Raw genomic sequence first — 17870 nt, forward strand, 5'->3', positions numbered from 1 at the left:
CCTCAATTTTTGATGGCGCCTAGTTGACCAGCTCGCGCTTCAGTTCAGAAATCAAGGCCGGGTGCAGCGACCCGCCGCACAGGAACGCCGGCCATTGCCCCCTGACCAGATCCATCTCGCGCTCGTCGCGGCACAGCAGGATCACGGGCACGTCGGACAACTGCTTCTGCGCCTTCAGGTAATGCGCCAGGCGCAGGCCGCTCATGCCTTCCATGGCCAGCTGCGCCAGTACCACGTCGGGCTTGTCCAGCACGATGTGTTCGATGGCGTCATTGCCGCTGCTGGCGATCTGGATGTCGATGTCGTTGATGGCCAGCCATTCGGTCAGCGCACGGCTGACTTCAGGCTGGGTGGTGGCGATCAGGGCGGTCTTGTGCATGTCGGGACTCTCGGGAAGTCAGGGGTAGGCTCATCATGTACTGGCGGCAACATTGCCGCCATCGGGGTTTTCCTGATCTCTTCCGGATACCCGGCCGCTCAGGCCATGCTGCTCATGGCTTCACAGCTTTCCGCACAGCGCTGGCAGGCGGCCGCGCATTCCTTCATGCCCTGGCTGTCGTTGCAGCGGTCCTGGCACTGGCGGCATACCTCGGCGCAGACACTGCAGATCTGGCGGCAATACTGCGATCCCGCCAGCTGCCAGTTGGCCGACAGCTGGCACAGCTCGGCGCATTCCAGCAGCAGGCGCACGTCGTCGGCGGCCAGGTCCTGCGCCGCTGCCGGGCTGATGCCGAAGGCCGCCTTGCGGCAGGCTTCATGGCATTGCTGGCAGGCCTGCATACAGGTCAGCATCGACAATGATGAACTCATCTGCTGGCTGGATTGGCTGGATTGGCCGGACTGGCCGACATTGCCGGTATCGAAGACGGTCTGTGTGCTCATGATGGACTCCTTGTATGGATTGAGGCGAGCGATGTTTGCAGACATGCTCAGGTGTTGACGATTTCCCCGCCATTGGGATGCAGCACCTGCCCGGTCATGTAGGAGGCGCCCTCGGTGGCGAGGAAGACATAAGCCGGGGCAACCTCATCGGGTTGTCCCGGACGGCCCAGCGGCACGTTCTTGCCGAAGCTGGCGACTTCTTCCTCGCTGAAGCTGGCGGGGATGAGCGGCGTCCAGATCGCTCCCGGTGCCACGGCATTGACGTGGATGCCGGCCGAGGCCAGCTGCTGCGACAGCGACCGGGTAAAGGCCACGATGGCGCCCTTGGTGGCGGCATAGTCGACCAGATGCTTGCTGCCGCGATAGGCCGTCACCGAAGTGGTGTTGATGATGCGTGCGCCGCGCGTGAGGAAGGGCATGGCTTCCTTGACCATGTAGAACATCGAGAAGATGTTGGTGCGGAAGGTGTGCTCCAGCTGTTCCTGCGAAATCTGCTCGATGCTCCTGGCCGGATACTGCTGGGCCGCATTGTTGACCAGCACGTCCAGGCGGCCGTAGGCATCCATCACCGCGCGCACGGCGCTGCGGCAGAACTCGGGCGAGCTGACGTCTCCCGGCAGCAGCAGGCAGGGTGCGTCCAGTGCCTGCACGTCCTTCTGGGTCTGGCGCGCATCCTCTTCTTCCTCCAGGTAGACGATGGCCAGGCGCGCGCCTTCGCGGGCGTAGGCCAGCGCAACGGCGCGGCCGATGCCGCTGTCGCCGCCGGTGATGAGCGCGACCTTGCCGGCCAGGCGCTGTCCGGGCGCACCGGCCGGTGCGCTGTGCGGACGCGGTTGCATCTCTTGTTCGCTGCCGGGCTGCCGGGATTGGTGCTGGGCCGGAAGGCCGTCGGTCTGGTTGTCGCTCATGCTGTCCTCCGTGGGCAATAGGGTGATGCCACATGGTAGGAAGCGGTGAGGAGTCGGTCTGTAGTCCCGCACCGTGATCTGGGCGCGGTCCCTCACTGACGGTGATGACGGAGAGGCTGAAGATGAGCCGGCGCATATTCTTATGCACAGAGCTTCGTTGACCCAGACGAGGCACGCCGACACACTGGCAGGCTCATCGGGCGTTGCGCAAATGATTTATAGTCGAGGTCTGAACCGGCGCAGACCGGTCACTTCTGAGCCACTTCAGACCGCAGAGAGGGAGACATGTCCACCGTTCATCCATCCGGCAAGCAGCTCTGGCGCTTGCGCGAATTCATCACTGGTTTTGCCGGCCTGCTCGATGCGCGCGCCGACGAGGCCGACATCCTGCACGGCGGCGGTGCATTGCTGCGGCAACTGGTGGCCCATGACGACTGGCTGCCCGATGCCTATGCCCAGCCCCATCCCGAGCGTTACCAGCAATTCCTGCTGCATGCGGATTCGGCGCAGCGCTTCTCGGTCGTCAGCTTTGTATGGGGACCGGGGCAGCGCACACCCATACATGACCATACGGTCTGGGGTTTGATCGGCGTGTTGCGCGGTGCCGAACATGCGCAATCCTTTGCCTGGCAAGACCAGGCGCTGCAGCCCATGGGCGAGCGCGCGCTGTTGCAGGCGGGGCAGGTCGAGGCGGTGTCGCCCAGCCAGCCCGGGCTGCATGACGTGCACCAGGTCAGCAATGCGCATGCCGATCAGGTCTCGATCAGCATCCACGTCTACGGTGCCAACATCGGCGCCGTGCGGCGCTCGGTCTATCATCCCGAGAAAGGGCGCGTGCCGTTCATCTCCGGGTATTCCAATACCACCTTGCCCAACATCTGGGACCTGTCCATCGAAGCCGCCACACCATGAGTCAAGAACAAACCGCAGACCATTTGCCCGTCGTGAGCTATGCCGAGGTGCGCGCCGCCTTGCTGGCCCGTGAAGAAATCGCCCTGCTGGACGTGCGCGAGGAAGCGCCGCATGCGCAATCCCATCCGCTGTTTGCGGCCAATTTTCCGTTCTCGCATCTGGAGCTGAACGTCTTCGCGCGCCTGCCGCGCCGCGATGTACGCATCGTCACGCTCGATGATGGTGAAGGCCTGGCGGTGCGCGCCGCCTTGCGCCTGCGCGCGCTCGGCTATACCCGCGTGGGCGTGCTGGCCGGTGGCGTGCGCGGCTGGCGCGAGGCGGGCGGGGAGCTGTTCCAGGACGTCAACGTGCCCAGCAAGGCCTTCGGAGAACTGGTGGAATCGAAGCGCCATACGCCTTCGCTGGCGGCCGAAGAGGTCAAGGCCTTGCTCGACAGCGGGGAAGATGTGGTGGTGGTCGATGCGCGCCGATTCGACGAATACCAGAACATGAACATCCCCGGTTCCATCAGTGTGCCCGGCGCCGAGCTGGTGCTGCGCCTGCCCGCTATCGCACCGGATCCGAAGACGCGCGTGATCGTCAACTGCGCCGGGCGTACCCGCAGCATCATCGGTACGCAATCGCTGGTCAATGCGGGTCTGCCCAATCCGGTCCATGCGTTGCGCAACGGCACCATCGGCTGGACCCTGGCGGGCCAGGCACTGGAACATGGCCAGGCGCGCCGCTTCCCGGAAGCAGTCGAGGCCAGCCAGCGCGAACAGGCCCGGCGCCAGGCGCGCAGCGTGGCCGACCGCGCGGGCGTCAAGCGTATCCCGCTGGCGCGGCTGGACGAACTGGCACGCGCTGACCGCACCGTCTATCGATTCGATGTACGGACGCCAGAGCAATACCGATCCGGACATCTGCCGGGCTTTCTCTCTGCGCCCGGCGGCCAGCTGGTGCAGGAAACCGAGATGAATGCCCCGGTGCGCGGGGCGCGCATCGTGCTGGCCGATGATGATGGCGTGCGCGCCGACATGACGGCCTCATGGCTGGCGCAGATGGCGTGGGAAGTCTATGTGGTCGATGGCGCTACGGCAGCAGACTTCACGGTCACGGGCGAGGCACCGCGCGAACTGCCGGTGGTGTCCACGCGGCCCGGGCAAGGCATCAGTGCGCAGCAGTTGCAGCGCTGGCTGCAGGCTGACAGCGGCACGGTGGTGCTGGACGTGGCGCAGAGTGCGCGTTATGTGGCAGGGCATATTCCGGGCGCCTGGTTCGTGCTGCGCTCGGACATCGCTGCGGCTGCTCGCCGCTTCCCGCAGGCCACCCGTTTCGTGCTGACCTGCGGCAGCGCCTTGCTGGGGCAGTTCGCCGTGCCCGACCTGCAAGCGCTGGTGAGCCAGCCGGTGTATCTGCTGGAGGGCGGCAATGCGGCCTGGGCGCAGGCCGGCCTGCCGCTGGAGCAGGGCGAGACGCACCTGCTGTCGGCGCGCATCGACCGCTATCGCCGGCCCTATGAGGGCACCGACAATCCGGCCAGCGCCATGCAGGCTTATCTCGATTGGGAATTCGGATTGGTGGAGCAGCTGGGGCGGGATGGGACGCACGGGTTCTTCGTGATCTGAAGAACGCCCCGCGCCCGGAAGAAATTTGATCGTGCAAGCCTGAAATGAAAGACGGCCCACCGAAGTGGGCCGTGTTCCATATCATCTGTCCTGTGGGGGAGGCTCACGCCCGCGTGTCCACAAGCTCACCGAAAAATGGTAGCACACGCGCCAATGGACAGGAAGATGGAACATGCGCAACATCTTGACTGCATCGCAAATCGATTCTTCAATGCTTTCCCCATTTTCCTGGCCGGATCCAGCCCGCGGAACTGCGGCAGGCCATTCACGCCGAGCTGGAGCCTTTGCGCAGGTTCCGCAACCGTATCGCACACCATGAACCTATCCTGGCCCATCCCTTGGCGCAGCTGCAGTCGAGCATCAATTCCCTGCTCCATTGGCGCAGTTGTGATCTTGCGTCTTGGCACGCGATGTGGGAAACGGTCACGCTTCATCTCCACCGCAGGCCTTGAGCACGGGCGCGTGACACGCCTGTGCTCAACGTTATGAAGATGGTCGAATGAAACAGTTCGTCTCGTCCCGATGGCAGTTCGTCTCGTCCCGATGGCAGTTTGTCGCTTATCAGCGTCACATTCTTGTCACAGGAATGAAATATGATCCGCGGTCTATCCAAAATCACAACGCGGGCGTGCACGGTGGAAAGTCATTTCAGTCTGACTCCGGCGACAGGGAGCAAGTTGTTCCAACCCACAGCGGGAGCGCTGGCGGTGCCGGTGCCGGTGGTCCAGTTCGATGAGAACAACGCCGCCGTGCTGGAAATCTTCGGTCAGCACAAGGAGCTGGTGAGCCTGCCGGTAGTGGAACGGCAGCGGCCCATCGGCCTCATCAGCCGCCACATCTTCATGTCCCAGATGTCCAAGCCGTATCACCGCGAGCTGTACGAGCGCAAGAGCTGCATCGCGTTCATGGACAAGGACCCCCTCATCGTCGAGGCCGACACCCCCATCGAGACCCTGGGCGCGCTGGCCGTGGCCTCGGGTGACAAGACGCTGGCCGATGGCTTCCTGATCGTCGATCAGGGGAGCCTGGCGGGCCTCGGTGCCGGGCTGGCGCTCATGCGCGAACTGGTGGCCATGCAGGAAGAAAAGAACCGCCAGGTCATGCAAAGCATCGACTACGCCAGCGTGATCCAGCGCGCCATGCTGAGCGCTTCGCGTGCGGCCATGACCGAGGCGCTGGCCGATGCCTGCCTGGTGTGGGAGCCGCGCGACGTGGTGGGCGGCGACTTCTATCATTTCGAACCCCATCCCGGCGGCTGGTTTGCCGCCGTGGCGGACTGCACCGGCCATGGCGTGCCGGGCGCCTTCCTGACCCTGATCGCGTCCTCTTCGTTGAAGCAGGCCTTGGAACTGCACGGCCCGCACGATCCGGCGCGTCTCATGCGCGAGGTCAACCGCAGCATGAAGCGCGTGCTCGGTCAGCACGGTCAGTCCGGCAAGCCGTCCGAGTCGGACGATGGCATGGATGCCTGCTTCTTCTGGTTCGACAGCGCTACCCGTACCCTCACCAGCAGCAGCGCCAAGATGCCGCTGTTCCTGCTGGTGGCCGATGGCACCGAGGTGCTGACGGTGGAGGGCAAGCGCGTCGGGCTCGGTTACGTCGATACCCCCGACGACATGCAGTGGGACAACCACAGCCAGCACCTGGCACCGGGCGCCATGATCTTCGTCTGTACCGATGGCGTGATCGACCAGATCGGCGGGCCCAAGCACATCGCCTTCGGCAAGCAGCGGCTGCGGCGTACCCTGCTGGAACACGGCCATCTGCCGATGCCGGCGCTGGGACGCGTGGTGATGGACATCCACGCGCACTACCAGGGCACGCAGCGGCGGCGCGACGATATCTGTTTCTTTGGCGTCCGCCTGGACGCTGCTCTTCAAGACCCTCAACACGGAACACACGCATGAACGGTATCCAGCAGGAGTGGGCGGAGTTCCACAGCTACGTCGCACGGCGCGACATCGTTTTCTACTACGTCGGGTATTTTTCCCAGACCATCATCGCCGCCATGGCCGAGGCCGTGAAACTGCGCGCCGAGCATACCGGCGCGCTGGCGCAGACGCGCCGAAAATTGTTCTCTTCCTTCATCGAGATGGCACAGAACATCGTCCACTATTCGGCAGATCTGCATGAAAAGGAAGGAAAAGTCACAGAGCCCCCAATGCGCCATGGGGCGGTCTACATCACCCAGACCGATGGCCATTATTTCCTGCATTGCGCCAATCCGGTGGATGCCGAGATGGCCGACAAACTGCGTGCCAAACTGGAACACCTGCGTTCGCTGACCAACGACGAAATCAAGGCCGCCTACAAGGAAATGCTGCGCACCGAGGCACCGGCCGACAGCAAGGGCGCGGGGTTGGGTTTCCTGACGATGGCGCGCGATGCCAGCGCGCCGCTGGACTTCGAGTTTTCCCAGCCGGCCGCCGATGGCGCGCAGACCTTCTATCTCAGGGCCACCATCTGATGGCCCGCCGCCTCTGACATACGACACCATGGACAATTTATTCATCGCCGCCAGCGCCAGCTCCCCCGAGGTGGATTTCCGTTTCGACCAGCGCCGGCTTTCGCTGAAGGGCGAATCCTATCCCGAAAACGCAGCCCAGTTCTGGGGCGAGATCATCGCCACGCTGCGCCGCTTCCTGGCCGAGGACGACGACGGTGGCACCATCACCGTCAACGTGGCGCTGGCTTACTTCAACAGTTCCAGCACCAAGATGCTGTTCGCGCTCTTCGATGCCTTGAACGAGAAGGCCGAGAGCGGCACCGAAGTCGTCCTCAACTGGTACCACGACGAGGAAGACGACACCATCTTCGAATTCGGCCAGGAATTGCAGGAAGACTTTGCCGCGCTGGTCTTCCACGATCACGCGGTCCAGAGCTGATGGACGGCGACCTTTTTGCGGCCGAAGCCGAGGCCCTGCATCGCGCCAATGCGGTGCTGGCCGACCCTGCCAGCGACCCCGCCAGTCACCGCGCGGCGCTGGAAGAACTGGTACAGCACTACGGCCAGCTGATGCGCCAGAGCCGCCGCCTCATCTCGCGCAGCGACCGCACCGAGCGCGAACTCAATCTGCTCAATGCACGCCTGAAACAGCTCAGCGACGAGCTGGATTACAAGGCCCGGCACGACAACCTGACCGGTGCCCTCAACCGTGGTGCGGTGTTCGAGCGTGCCCATCAGATTCTGGAAAAATCGTCGATGTCGTTGATCGTGCTGGACATCGATTTCTTCAAGCGTATCAATGACGAATTCGGCCATCCCGCCGGTGACGCGGTGATCCGCGAACTGGTCGGCCGCCTGCGCACCACGCTGTCGGGCAATGGCGTGATCGGCCGGGTAGGGGGGGAAGAATTCACCATCCTGCTGGCCGAGATGGCGCTGGAACAGTCGGTGCTGCTGGCCGGAGAGATTCGCCAGGCCATTGCCGGCGAACGTTTCCAGTGCCTGCCGGCGCGTCCGGTCACTTCCAGCTTCGGTGTGGCATGGGCTCATGCCGGCAGCGATTTCGAAGACGCCTATGCCCGTGCCGACCAGGCTTTGTACCAGGCCAAGCGCGGCGGGCGCAATCGGGTGGAATCGGAAGAGTCGGTCACCGGCTGAATGCCGCTGGCCAGCATCAAATGGAAACGGGCAGAGGGCCTTGCCCGTCTGCCCGTCAGTTTTTTCAGTAGCGCGTCATCGCCGCCACCAGCGCGGCCAGCGAGCCGGCATTCATCTTGCGCATGACCTGCTGGCGATGCGCCTTCACGGTGCGTTCGGAAGTCCCCAGTTCGGCGGCGATCTGCTTGTTCAGCCGTCCCTTCACCAATCGTTCCAGCACTTCGCGTTCGCGCCGGGTCAAGGTCTTCAGGCGCTGATGATGTTCCTGCCGCTGCTGCATCTGCGGACCGGATTCATCAAAGGGCATGAGCGCGCCGCGGAAGGCTTCCACCAGTTGCTGGCGCAACATCGGCTGGGTACCGTTCTCGGCCACCGCTGCCGCGTAACTGTGCTGGTTGTTGTCGTTGGCGGCAGGAGGGCTGTTCTCCAGTGAGCTCGCCGGTGCAGCCCCCGTGAAGACGATCAGCGGCCGCCCCAGCGCACGCTCATCGAGCAGCGAACGCAGCCGTGGTGCGTCCAGATTCTGCATGTGGACTTCCAGGACCAGCCCGCCCGGAGAGTTGCCGCGGGTCTCCTGCAGGAACTGGTCCGCCGACGGGTGATGGGCGACGTGGAATCCGGCGGCCTCCAGCAGGCGGACCAGCGGGCCACCGAGAGCTTCTTCACCACCGACGATGTGAGCGAGATGTGCAGTTGTCACGTTGTTCTCCCTTGAGCGATGCGACGCATCGGACCAATCTAACGGGCTTCTCCGCTCCCTCATTGGGCTGTCCGATTGCCGGTAACGAGGACATGCGGGAAGAAAAACGCAGTTTCTCTTCGCTATCGAACTTGGTCGAGAGAAAGGAAGTTTTATGGGGGAGACTTAGAATTAGTTCTAGAAATTCTTCAAATAATTTCTAGATCAGGCGCCTGCTCAGTGGCGCAACGCCGCTTGGTGCAGCCTGGCGATGGACAACGGGAGGTGGTCGGGGTCCTTGCCGCTGCAGCACCAGCTCATCTCGGCGGTATTGGCAAAATGGCAGGAACGGGAGACGTCGGCCAGGCAATGGGTGCGCAGCCTGGCCGAAGCGGTGCGGGTCAGTGCAACAGGATCTTGGCCTTCAGCGGCATCTCGTCGATCTGTTCGAAGCGGCGCAGGCGCGCCAGGATGGCTTCGTCCAGCACGTGTTCCTTGTTCAGCAGCAGCACGCCGGACCTGGTGCGCAGGTCCTCGGCCAGCTTCATGCCCACGCGCAGGTCCTGCGGGGCCAGCAGGCGGGTCTGCTGTTCCATGGCCAGGCGCTGCTCTTCCATCATGGCGATGAAGGTGTTGACCACCAGCGGGTCATAGCGATGGCCGGCGTGGGTGCGCAGCATGGACAGGGCTTTCTCGGGGCTGACGTTGTGGCTGGTGATGCCGCCGTTGCACAGGCCTTCGAAGTCGCGCACCACGGCCAGGATGCGCGCGCCCAGCGGAATGGCATCGCCCGAAAGGCTTTCCGGCACGCCCCGACCGTCATAGCGCTCGTGCTGGTGGCGGATGATCTCCCCGGTCTCGGCCAGGGTCGGGATGGGCGTGAGCAGCATCTGCCCCTTCACCGGATGCCACAGGAAGCGCTGCAGCTCGTCACTGCTCATCTTCTCGATGGGCTTCTTCACCAGTTCATCGGACAGGTCCAGCTTGCCGATGCCGTGCAGCATGCCGGCCATCATGGTGTCCTTGGCGTGATGGCTGTTCATGCCCATGCGCAGCGCCAATTGTTCACACCAGCGCGCAATGCGGGCCGACTGGCCGTTGGCCAGGCCCGCGCGCAGTTCGCTGATGTCGGAGAACACGTGCAGCATCGAGAGGAAGGCTTTGTGTTCCTCTTCCTGGGCGTTTTCCAGGAACAGCACGGTCTGGCGCAGCTCTTCGGTGCGCGACTGTACCTGGCGTTCCAGCTGGCGGTTGAAGTCGGCCAGTTGCTGGTTCTGCTCGCGCACCTTGCGTTCCAGCGCCATCTTCTGCTTGCGCAGTTGCTGTTCCTCCAGGGCGTGGGCGACCGTCATGAGCAGCTCGCGGTCTTCCCAGGGCTTGGCGAGGTAATGGTGGATGCCGCCATCGTTGATGGCCGAGATGGTGCTGCCGATCTCGGAATAGCCGGTCAGCAGGATGCGCATGGTGGCCGGCCACTGCTGCCTGACCTGGGCCAGGAACTGGGCGCCGTTCATGCCGGGCATGCGCATGTCGGAGATCACCAGGTCCACTTCGGCGCTGGCCAGGATGTCCAGGCCGGCTTCGGCGCTGGTGGCGGTCAGCAGGCGGTAGCCCTGGGGCCGGAAGGTGCGCTTCAGGGCCGACAGGATGCTCTGCTCGTCATCAACCAGCAGCACGCACGGCGGCGGCAGGGCGAACGGGTCGGCTTGTTGCAGGGTCTGGAGTTCCTGGCTATGGATGGCGGTCATGATGCTTCTCCTGGTTCGCCCGAGGCCATGCTCGACGGCTGGGCGCTGGCGGGATCGATGGGCAATTCGATCCGGAAGGTGGTGCCTCTGCCCGGTGCGCTGCTGACATGAATGTCGCCGCCATGCTTCTTGATGATGCCGTAGGACAGCGACAATCCCAGGCCGGTCCCGCTGCCGACCGGCTTGGTGGTGAAGAAAGGTTCGAAGATGCGGTTGATGTGTTCCGGTGCGATGCCGTGGCCGGTGTCGCTGATGCTCACGGCCACGCGTTGGCCGACGCGCTCGGTGCGGATGGTCACGCTGCCGCGGTCGTGGATGGCCTGGGCGGCATTGACCAGCAGGTTCATGAAGACCTGGTTCAGTTCCGAAGCCAGGCATTTGACCATGGGCAGCTCGCCATATTCCTTGATGATGGTGACCTTGTACTTCAGTTCGTTGTTGGCGATGTTGAGGGTGCTGTCCAGGCCGCGATGCAGGTCGGCCATCTGCCAGTTGCTCTCGCCGGTGCGCGAGAAATCCTTGAGCGACTGCACGATGCTCTTGACGCGCTGCAGGCCCTCGTTGGATTCGGCCAGCAGTTCGGTGACGTCTTCGCTCAGGAATTGCAGGTCGGCGCGGTCCTCGAAGGACTTCAGTTCCGACTGCGCCACGCTGGAGGGCAGGTTGCCGCTGGTGACGCACTGGTACAGCTTGATGCCTTCGAGCAGTGTGGCGACGTAGTTGCCCAGGGTGTTGAGGTTGGCGTTGACGAAGCCGATCGGGTTGTTGATCTCGTGGGCCACGCCGGCGGCGAGCTGGCCGATGGAAGCCAGCTTCTCGGATTGCATCAGTTGCGCCTGGGCCATCTTGAGCTGCTCGATCAGGGCGCTCTGTTCCTCGGCCTGGCGCTGCAGGGCATCTTCCAGCTGCTTGCGGCCGGTGATGTCGGTCATCAGGCCGATCACTTCCAGGGGCATGCCGTCGGCATCGCGGATCAGGCGCAGGGTGTCGTGCATCCACAGGTAGCTGCCATCGTGGGTGCGGAAACGGTATTCGTAGATCTTCTGGTCTTCCACGAACAGCATGGCCAGGCTGGAGAAGATCGCGGCGGTATCGTCGGGATGGATGTGGTTGAACCAGAAGTTGGGATCGTCCAGCATTTCCCAGGGCTCGTAGCCCAGCAGGCGCGAGGCGTTTTCGCTCACGAAGGTGAGCTTGAAATCCCCCGAAGGCACGCTGCTGTAGATGATCGCCGGGGTGTTGCCGATGATGTGGCGGTAGCGCGCATTGGCCTTGACCAGTGCGCAGGTATCGAGTGGTTCCTCGGCCTGCGGACGCAGGTGGACGCACTCGTTGACCATCGATGCATCGCAATGTCCCATGTTTGCCTCCCTGGCAATGGCTCCATAGCGGGGGCTGGAGCCGGGCTCTCCGTTCATGTTGCGCAGCGGGCCGGTGTCGGACGGCTGCGCTGGCGCAGTGTGCCGTGCTGGGCCGCCGGAACCGCATCGCCGCGCTGCTGCGCCACGCGCGCGCTGGCCTGGTTCAGTTCCCGATAAGCCTGTTCTGCCGCATCGATCTCCGCGCGGCTGACCTTGATGCGCACCGAGACGTAGCCGGTGCAGACACCGCGCTCCCACATGGGCATGACATTGGCCCTGACCCAGTAGAAATCGCCATTCTTGCAGCGGTTCTTGAGCAGCCCGGTCCACGGCAAGCCTGCCTTGAGCCTGCTCCAGAGGTCGCCGAAGATCAGTTCCGGCATGTCCGGATGGCGCACGATGTTCTGCGGCGCACCGATCAGCTCCTGCTCGCTGAAGCCGCTGATGCTCACGAAGGCCGGATTGACGTAGGTGATGCGGCCCTGCAGATCAGTTCTTGAGACGATCGAGGCATGGGCGTCAATCTCGCGCTCTTGCTCGGTCACCGGCAGATTCAGACGCATCATCGACTCCCAGAAATTGATCGATGGAATCATTAAAGCACAAATTCATTTAAATCGCTAAAAAAATGATTGCCTGGTCTGGTAATTAATAAATTCGTTGCGCGCGTCCAACTGAGGCGGCACCGGCCAAGGGGCCGGGCAGTGGCCCTGTTTTGTTTTGTATCTATATGATTTTAAATGAAAAACAAGGGAATGCCCGGTGCGCGGAGAAGACCATTCTCAGGCCATGCAAAAACGATTTAGAGTTTATAAAATGATTAAATTGATTTAATTGTTTAAACACGGTCTAATGATGAGTATCAAATCAACGGGATCTGATTCGGACCAGCCGCGGACAAGTTAGCGGCACTAGGGGGATGGAACGTGAACAACAAGAGCAAGGTGGTGGTGCTGACCATCATTGCCACCATCGTGGCGGCGACGGCGCCGGTGACCGGCATGCTGTGGCTGTCGCGCCAGGCGGTGATCCAGTCCGAGCATGAGCGGCTCACCCGCTATGCCCAGACCGTGGTCGAGCGTGCCGAAACCACCTTCCAGTCTACGCAGCTGTCGCTGAAGGCCTTGTCGCCACTGTTGCTGCATCCCTGTTCGGATGAACACATCGTGCAGATGCGGCTCATTACCGTCAATTCCGCCGCCATCGAAGAAATGGGCTATTACGAAAACGGTCTGCTCAAATGCACCTCCTGGGATCGCCAGGCCCAGGCGCTGCGCCGGCCGCAGCCCAAGTCCACGTTCACTACCGGCGACGGTGTTGGCGTGGCATTGAACCAGGCTTCCTTCGTCACTGATGGCCCCAGCATGATGGCGGTCCGGTATGGCGCCCACGTGGCGCTGGTGCATCGCGAGCGCTTTGTCGACGTGGTGCTGGAAGACGGTGTGCACGTGGTGCTGGCGCGCAATGGCATCGGCCTGGTGGCGCAATATGGCATGCCGGTCTCGACCGGTATGGCCGGGCGCGCGTTGCGCGGACTGGGTAACCAGGATTTCGACGGATTCTTTGTCTCTACCGTCAGCCGCGACGGCTGGACGGCGGCCGCCCTGACCGATGGCCAGCACGTGCTGGAGACCATGACCAGCGAGCAGCACTGGTTCCTGCCGGTGGGCATGCTGCTGGCGCTGGGGCTGGTCGTGCTGGTGCTGCGGGTCTCGCAGGCCCGGCTGTCGCCTCTGGCCGAATTGCAACTGGCGGTGCGCAAGAAGGAATTCATCGTCCATTACCAGCCCATCATCGAGCTGGCCAGCGGCCGCTGCATGGGTGCCGAAGCGCTGATCCGATGGCGTCGTCCGGATGGCAGCATCGTGCGGCCGGACCTGTTCGTGCCGCTGGCCGAGGAAAGCGGCCTGATCCTGCCGATGACCGATCTGGTCATCGCCACCGTGGTCAAGGAACTGGGTGACACATTGCGCGCCGATCGCGCGCTGCACGTGGCCGTCAACGTCGCCGCCCAGGACATCAAGACCGGCCGCATCCTCGATGTGCTCGGCCAGACCCTGGCGGGCGCCGACATCCGCACCGAGCAGTTCTGGATGGAAGCCACCGAACGCGGTTGCATGGATATCGCTGCAGCGCGCGTCACCCTGGCGCGGGCACGGGAGCTGGGCCACTCCATGGCACTGGATGATTTCGGTACCGGCTATTCGAACCTGCAATACCTGCAGGGTTTGCCCATGGATGCGCTGAAGATCGACAAGTCCTTCGTCAGCACCATCGGCACGGGGGCGGCCACCAGTGCCGTGATCGACCACATCATCGCCATGGCCAAGAGCCTGGACCTGCACATCGTCGCCGAAGGTGTGGAAACGCTGGAGCAGGCCGCCTACCTGAGCGAACACGGGGTGGATTTCGCCCAGGGCTGGCTGTTTGCCAAGCCCATGCCGGCGGCGCAATTCATTGATTTCTACCGGGTGACACTGGCCGACTACGGTGCCGGTCCGGAGATCATCCGCCGGCCCGAATCCGTCACCGAAGCCGGCGTGCCGGCCTCCCTGCCCCTGCAAGCCTGATTGCGGAGCGGTCGGCCGGCCAGCCAGCGCCGTTCAGGCCGGGTCCGCCAGGCCGCCATGCAGGCGTAAAGCCAGCGCCAGGGCCTGGTCCATCCCCGCCATATGCCGCACCAGCATGGCCGGGATCATCCCCATCACGATATCGGCCAGCGGGGCGTTGCCGTCGTCCAGATAGGGCCGCAGGCGATGCATCAGGGCCAGCAGTTCCGCATGGTCGCGGCGATGGGCGCGCAGTTCGGCGTAGCCGATGGCGTCCATCATTTTCTCTTCTTCCCGGAATCCTTCCTCGATCTGCGCCACCAGGGCGGCATAGGCGCTGGCAAAGCGCGCTGGCGGCACCACCGCCAGCGCGGCCACACTCTCCAGCACCTCGCGGTGTTCCGCATCCATCTCGGCCAGCAGGGTCGGAATGCGCTGGGCCAGCATGCCTGCATCGGTACTGCCGGGCAGGGGGGCAACGGGATCGGCAGTATGGGGCATGACCAGCCTCCTGCAGCAGGATACGACCCCCACGCGGGTCGGGGCGGAGACATCCGCATCGCCAGCAAGAGCAAGGCTCGCGGGAGGGATGTTCACTATTGATTCTAGAAGCTTGATCTCGAAATATTTTGAGATAGCTCAATCCGGTCAGGATTGGTCGGCATCAGCGCCGCATGCGCGCGCATCGATCAGGCACAAAGCACCACGCCACCGGTGAGGGTGGCGTGGTGCGGGTGTTGCCGGCCGACATTGCGTCGGCCGTGCGCTTGTAAAAAGCGCCGTTGCTGGCTCTGCAAGTAGGTGCCGTCAGGGGGGCAGCACCTTGCGCAGCATTGCTGCCAGGTCAGGCGGTGAAAACTTTGCGACGTAGCCATTGGCGCCCACCGAGCGCACATGGTCTTCGTTGGCGGCGCCGGTCAGTGAAGAATGAATCACCACCGGCAATTGCTTGTAGAGGTCCGAGGCCTTGATCTTGCGGGTCAGGGTGAAACCATCCATCTCCGGCATCTCCAGGTCGGTCAGCACCATGGCCACCTTGTCGGTGAGCGGCTTGCCCTCCTGCTCGGCCTGCTGGGCCAGCTCCTTGAGCTTGTTCCAGGCTTGCAGGCCGTCGTTGGTCATGATGTAGGGCAGCTTGAGGTCGGTCAGGCATTGTTCGATCAGGGCCCGGGCCATGCGCGAATCATCTGCGGCCAGTACCACCGAGCCCGGCTTGATCTTCAATGCGTTGCTGCTCTCGGGCGGCGGTGGCTGCATCTGCTCCTTGACCGGCGAGACCATGTTGAGGATCTGTTCGACGTCCAGCACCTGCACCAGGCGGCCACCGTCCTGGGCCGAATCGAGGCGGGCGATGCTGGTGACCACGTTGCCGTGGGCACTGGAGTCGGCCGGCAAGACCTGGCTCCAGTCCAGGCGCACGATCTCTTCCACCGATTCCACCGCGAAAGCCTGCGTATGGCGGGCGAACTCGGTGATGAGCAGGATATTCAGGCCGTGTCCGGCCTTGCAGCCCGCTATGGCCGGCAGGTCCACCACCGACATCACCTGGCCGCGGATGTTGACCATGCCCAGCATCGGCGAGCGCATCCCGGCTGCGGCAGTAATGTCCATCATGGGCACGATCTCGCGGATCTTGAACACGTTGATGCCGTACAGTTCGCCGGGCTTTTCCGTGCTGCCGTCGGGAGTGCCGACACGGAAGAGCAGCAGTTCGAACTTGTTGCTGGAAGTCAGGTTGGTACGTTCGTCGATTTCTTTTTGAAAGGCGTCCATGGTGTCCCCGATTGATCAGAATTGTTCCCAGTCGCCGTTGTCGGCGCTGTCATGCTTGCTCTTGGGCGAGCCGGCCGGCGCTGCTGCGGCGGCTGGCCGGGCGATTGTCCTGGCACGCGGGGCGCTCACGGCGGCACGGGCCGGGGTGACGTCGCGCGGTGCGGCACTACGCTTGGCGGGCTGGGTGGCTTGGACCGGCTCAACGGGCTTGGCGCGGGCCGGTGCCGCCTGAGCGCCGCTATCGAGGCGGAACACGCCGACCGTCTGCGTCAGGCGCGCAGCCTGTTCCTGCAGGGCCTTGGCGGCAGCGGCGGCCTGTTCGACCAGCGCGGCGTTCTGCTGGGTGTTTTCATCCATCTGCACCACGGCATTGTTGATCTGTTCGATGCCCTGGCTCTGCTCGGCACTGGCCGCCGTGATCTCGGCCACGATGTCGGAGACGCGCTTGACGCTGGCCACCACTTCATCCATGGTCTGGCCGGCTTCGCCGACCAGCTCGGTGCCGGTCTCGACCTTGGCCACCGAATCGTCAATGAGGGTCTTGATTTCACGCGCTGCCGAGGCGCTGCGCTGGGCCAGCGAGCGCACCTCAGAGGCGACCACCGCGAAGCCGCGTCCCTGTTCCCCGGCGCGGGCCGCTTCCACGGCGGCATTCAGGGCCAGGATGTTGGTCTGGAAGGCGATGCCGTCGATGACCGAGATGATGTCCACAATTCTGCGCGAGGATTCATTGATGGCACCCATGGTATGAACTACCTTGCCCACCACCTGGCCTCCAGCCTGGGCCACCTCCGACGCAGAGACCGCCAGCTGGTTGGCCTGGCGTGCATTGTCGGAGTTCTGGCGCACGGTGGAGGTCAGTTCTTCCATGGCCGAGGCGGTTTCTTCCAGGGCGCCGGCTTGCTGTTCGGTACGCGAGGACAGGTCCATGTTGCCCGTAGCGATCTCGGCCGAGGCGGTGCTGATGGTGTCGGTGCCGATGCGCACTTCGTGGACGATGTTGAGCAGGCTGTCGTTCATCTGCTTCAGGGCGGCCATCAACTGGCCGGTTTCGTCGCGGCCGGCGTTCTCGGGGATGCGGGCGGTCAGGTCGCCGCCGGCCACCTGGCGGGCGATGGCGACAGCCTGGGTCAGCGGACGGGCCACCAGACGTGCAATCCACCAGGACAGGGCCATGGCCAGGGCGATGCAGCACCCGATGAGCATCAAGATGGCCAGGCGGGCTTGTTCATACACGTGGTTCGCCTGCTGGTCAGAGGCTGCGGCGCCTTTGCTGTTGACCTCGGTGAGCTCACTGATCTGGTCTTGCAACTTGCGATAGACGGGGGTAGAGCTGGTATTGAGCACCTCGTGGCCGGCTTGCTTCTGGCCCTCCGTGAACAGTTTTGTTATGCGCTCATGGGCTGCCTTGTAGTCGGCCATGTTGCGCTGGATCTCTGGGTACAGCTCTTTCTCGCGCGGCTCCGAAACGAGGGTGCCGTAGCGCGTCACCTCCTTCTCCAACAGCGCCATCTGCTTGCTGGCGCGCTCGCGGGACGCCTGTTCTTCCTTTTTGTCGTCGGTCAGCAGTTGCTGCATGTCGAAGCTGCGCGAGCGGGCCAGCGCCAGGCTCATCTTGGACAGGCTGTCGATGCTGGGCAGCCAGTTGGTGGCGATATCCGTGGAAGCCTTGTTCACCTGTGCCAACTGCGCAATGGAGAAGCCACCAAGGGCCACGATGAACACCAATACCACCAAAAAGGCGGCATTGAGCTTGTGGGCGATCTTCAGATCGTAGAACCATTTCATGATGACGACTCCTGATAGTTGCGCGCGTAGTTGAAATGAATATCGGCGCGCTCAGGAAC

General features: G+C 63.4%; 17 protein-coding genes. 7 read left to right on the plus strand and 10 right to left on the minus strand.

The window, feature by feature from the left end; genetic code table 11:
* Positions 1-19: 19 nt before the first annotated feature.
* The 3 genes from ACVC5H_RS06185 to ACVC5H_RS06195 form a co-directional block, all read right to left on the minus strand.
* A complete protein-coding gene (locus ACVC5H_RS06185) occupies positions 20-379 on the minus strand; it encodes a response regulator (protein WP_489621490.1) in 360 nt (119 codons plus the stop codon).
* Positions 380-477: 98 nt separating this feature from the next.
* Positions 478-882 carry a four-helix bundle copper-binding protein gene (locus ACVC5H_RS06190; protein ID WP_489621491.1) on the minus strand — a complete coding sequence of 135 codons (405 nt, stop codon included), beginning with the start codon at positions 880-882 and terminating at the stop codon, positions 478-480.
* Between the two features lie 47 nt (positions 883-929).
* Positions 930-1790 (minus strand): SDR family oxidoreductase, encoded by an 861-nt coding sequence (locus ACVC5H_RS06195; RefSeq protein ID WP_489621492.1) that lies wholly within the window; start codon positions 1788-1790, stop codon positions 930-932.
* Between the two features lie 285 nt (positions 1791-2075).
* On the opposite strand from ACVC5H_RS06195, the gene ACVC5H_RS06200 reads away from it, so the two are divergent.
* From ACVC5H_RS06200 to ACVC5H_RS06225, 6 genes are all read left to right on the plus strand, one after another.
* On the plus strand, positions 2076-2702 hold the full coding sequence (locus ACVC5H_RS06200; RefSeq protein ID WP_489621493.1) for a cysteine dioxygenase family protein: 627 nt from the start codon (positions 2076-2078) through the stop codon (positions 2700-2702).
* Positions 2699-4309 (plus strand): rhodanese homology domain-containing protein, encoded by a 1611-nt coding sequence (locus ACVC5H_RS06205; RefSeq protein WP_489621494.1) that lies wholly within the window; start codon positions 2699-2701, stop codon positions 4307-4309. Before ACVC5H_RS06200 ends, ACVC5H_RS06205 begins: the two co-directional genes overlap by 4 nt.
* A gap of 593 nt (positions 4310-4902) precedes the next feature.
* The gene (locus tag ACVC5H_RS06210; protein ID WP_489621495.1) at positions 4903-6216 is read left to right on the plus strand and encodes a SpoIIE family protein phosphatase; all 1314 of its coding nucleotides are present in this window, start codon (positions 4903-4905) and stop codon (positions 6214-6216) included.
* Positions 6213-6776: a SiaB family protein kinase gene (locus tag ACVC5H_RS06215; RefSeq protein WP_489621496.1), complete on the plus strand. Its 564-nt coding sequence runs from the start codon at positions 6213-6215 to the stop codon at positions 6774-6776. The genes ACVC5H_RS06210 and ACVC5H_RS06215 overlap by 4 nt, the downstream gene beginning before the upstream one ends.
* 28 nt (positions 6777-6804) lie before the next feature.
* A complete protein-coding gene (locus ACVC5H_RS06220) occupies positions 6805-7194 on the plus strand; it encodes a DUF1987 domain-containing protein (protein ID WP_489621497.1) in 390 nt (129 codons plus the stop codon).
* Complete coding sequence (locus tag ACVC5H_RS06225) at positions 7191-7913, plus strand: GGDEF domain-containing protein (RefSeq protein WP_489622656.1); 723 nt, start codon at positions 7191-7193, stop codon at positions 7911-7913. The genes ACVC5H_RS06220 and ACVC5H_RS06225 overlap by 4 nt, the downstream gene beginning before the upstream one ends.
* 64 nt (positions 7914-7977) lie before the next feature.
* On the opposite strand, the gene ACVC5H_RS06230 is transcribed toward ACVC5H_RS06225, so the two are convergent.
* From ACVC5H_RS06230 to ACVC5H_RS06245, 4 genes are all read right to left on the minus strand, one after another.
* Positions 7978-8613, minus strand: a complete 636-nt coding sequence (locus ACVC5H_RS06230) for a response regulator transcription factor (protein ID WP_489621498.1) — start codon at positions 8611-8613, stop codon at positions 7978-7980.
* Between the two features lie 380 nt (positions 8614-8993).
* The gene (gene nosR / locus ACVC5H_RS06235) at positions 8994-10340 is read right to left on the minus strand and encodes a response regulator c-di-GMP phosphodiesterase, NosR family (RefSeq protein ID WP_489621499.1); all 1347 of its coding nucleotides are present in this window, start codon (positions 10338-10340) and stop codon (positions 8994-8996) included.
* On the minus strand, positions 10337-11701 hold the full coding sequence (locus ACVC5H_RS06240) for an ATP-binding protein (protein WP_489621500.1): 1365 nt from the start codon (positions 11699-11701) through the stop codon (positions 10337-10339). The genes nosR and ACVC5H_RS06240 overlap by 4 nt, the downstream gene beginning before the upstream one ends.
* Positions 11702-11754: 53 nt before the next feature.
* On the minus strand, positions 11755-12264 hold the full coding sequence (locus tag ACVC5H_RS06245; RefSeq protein WP_489621501.1) for a PAS domain-containing protein: 510 nt from the start codon (positions 12262-12264) through the stop codon (positions 11755-11757).
* 363 nt (positions 12265-12627) lie between these two features.
* Here ACVC5H_RS06245 and ACVC5H_RS06250 point away from each other — a divergent pair, with 363 nt between their 5' ends.
* A complete protein-coding gene (locus ACVC5H_RS06250; RefSeq protein ID WP_489621502.1) occupies positions 12628-14271 on the plus strand; it encodes an EAL domain-containing protein in 1644 nt (547 codons plus the stop codon).
* A 33-nt stretch (positions 14272-14304) separates the two neighbouring features.
* On the opposite strand, the gene ACVC5H_RS06255 is transcribed toward ACVC5H_RS06250, so the two are convergent.
* From ACVC5H_RS06255 to ACVC5H_RS06265, 3 genes are all read right to left on the minus strand, one after another.
* A complete protein-coding gene (locus ACVC5H_RS06255) occupies positions 14305-14751 on the minus strand; it encodes a bacteriohemerythrin (protein WP_489621503.1) in 447 nt (148 codons plus the stop codon).
* Between the two features lie 306 nt (positions 14752-15057).
* Positions 15058-16023: a chemotaxis protein gene (locus ACVC5H_RS06260; RefSeq protein WP_489621504.1), complete on the minus strand. Its 966-nt coding sequence runs from the start codon at positions 16021-16023 to the stop codon at positions 15058-15060.
* A 15-nt stretch (positions 16024-16038) separates the two neighbouring features.
* Positions 16039-17811 carry a methyl-accepting chemotaxis protein gene (locus tag ACVC5H_RS06265; protein WP_489621505.1) on the minus strand — a complete coding sequence of 591 codons (1773 nt, stop codon included), beginning with the start codon at positions 17809-17811 and terminating at the stop codon, positions 16039-16041.
* Positions 17812-17870: the final 59 nt, after the last annotated feature.

Source organism: Herbaspirillum sp. Her3 (assembly GCF_057961275.1).

Excerpts from the sequence above, each read along its gene's own strand:
- ACVC5H_RS06195 (WP_489621492.1), bottom strand. The coding sequence starts at position 1,790 with ATGAGCGACAACCAGACCGACGGCCTTCCGGCCCAGCACCAATCCCGG.
- ACVC5H_RS06210 (WP_489621495.1), top strand. The coding sequence starts at position 4,903 with ATGATCCGCGGTCTATCCAAAATCACAACGCGGGCGTGCACGGTGGAA.
- ACVC5H_RS06245 (WP_489621501.1), bottom strand. The coding sequence starts at position 12,264 with ATGCGTCTGAATCTGCCGGTGACCGAGCAAGAGCGCGAGATTGACGCC.
- ACVC5H_RS06265 (WP_489621505.1), bottom strand. The coding sequence starts at position 17,811 with ATGAAATGGTTCTACGATCTGAAGATCGCCCACAAGCTCAATGCCGCC.
- ACVC5H_RS06185 (WP_489621490.1), bottom strand. The coding sequence starts at position 379 with ATGCACAAGACCGCCCTGATCGCCACCACCCAGCCTGAAGTCAGCCGT.
- ACVC5H_RS06220 (WP_489621497.1), top strand. The coding sequence starts at position 6,805 with ATGGACAATTTATTCATCGCCGCCAGCGCCAGCTCCCCCGAGGTGGAT.
- ACVC5H_RS06190 (WP_489621491.1), bottom strand. The coding sequence starts at position 882 with ATGAGCACACAGACCGTCTTCGATACCGGCAATGTCGGCCAGTCCGGC.
- ACVC5H_RS06260 (WP_489621504.1), bottom strand. The coding sequence starts at position 16,023 with ATGGACGCCTTTCAAAAAGAAATCGACGAACGTACCAACCTGACTTCC.
- nosR (WP_489621499.1), bottom strand. The coding sequence starts at position 10,340 with ATGACCGCCATCCATAGCCAGGAACTCCAGACCCTGCAACAAGCCGAC.
- ACVC5H_RS06205 (WP_489621494.1), top strand. The coding sequence starts at position 2,699 with ATGAGTCAAGAACAAACCGCAGACCATTTGCCCGTCGTGAGCTATGCC.
- ACVC5H_RS06255 (WP_489621503.1), bottom strand. The coding sequence starts at position 14,751 with ATGCCCCATACTGCCGATCCCGTTGCCCCCCTGCCCGGCAGTACCGAT.
- ACVC5H_RS06240 (WP_489621500.1), bottom strand. The coding sequence starts at position 11,701 with ATGGGACATTGCGATGCATCGATGGTCAACGAGTGCGTCCACCTGCGT.
- ACVC5H_RS06200 (WP_489621493.1), top strand. The coding sequence starts at position 2,076 with ATGTCCACCGTTCATCCATCCGGCAAGCAGCTCTGGCGCTTGCGCGAA.
- ACVC5H_RS06215 (WP_489621496.1), top strand. The coding sequence starts at position 6,213 with ATGAACGGTATCCAGCAGGAGTGGGCGGAGTTCCACAGCTACGTCGCA.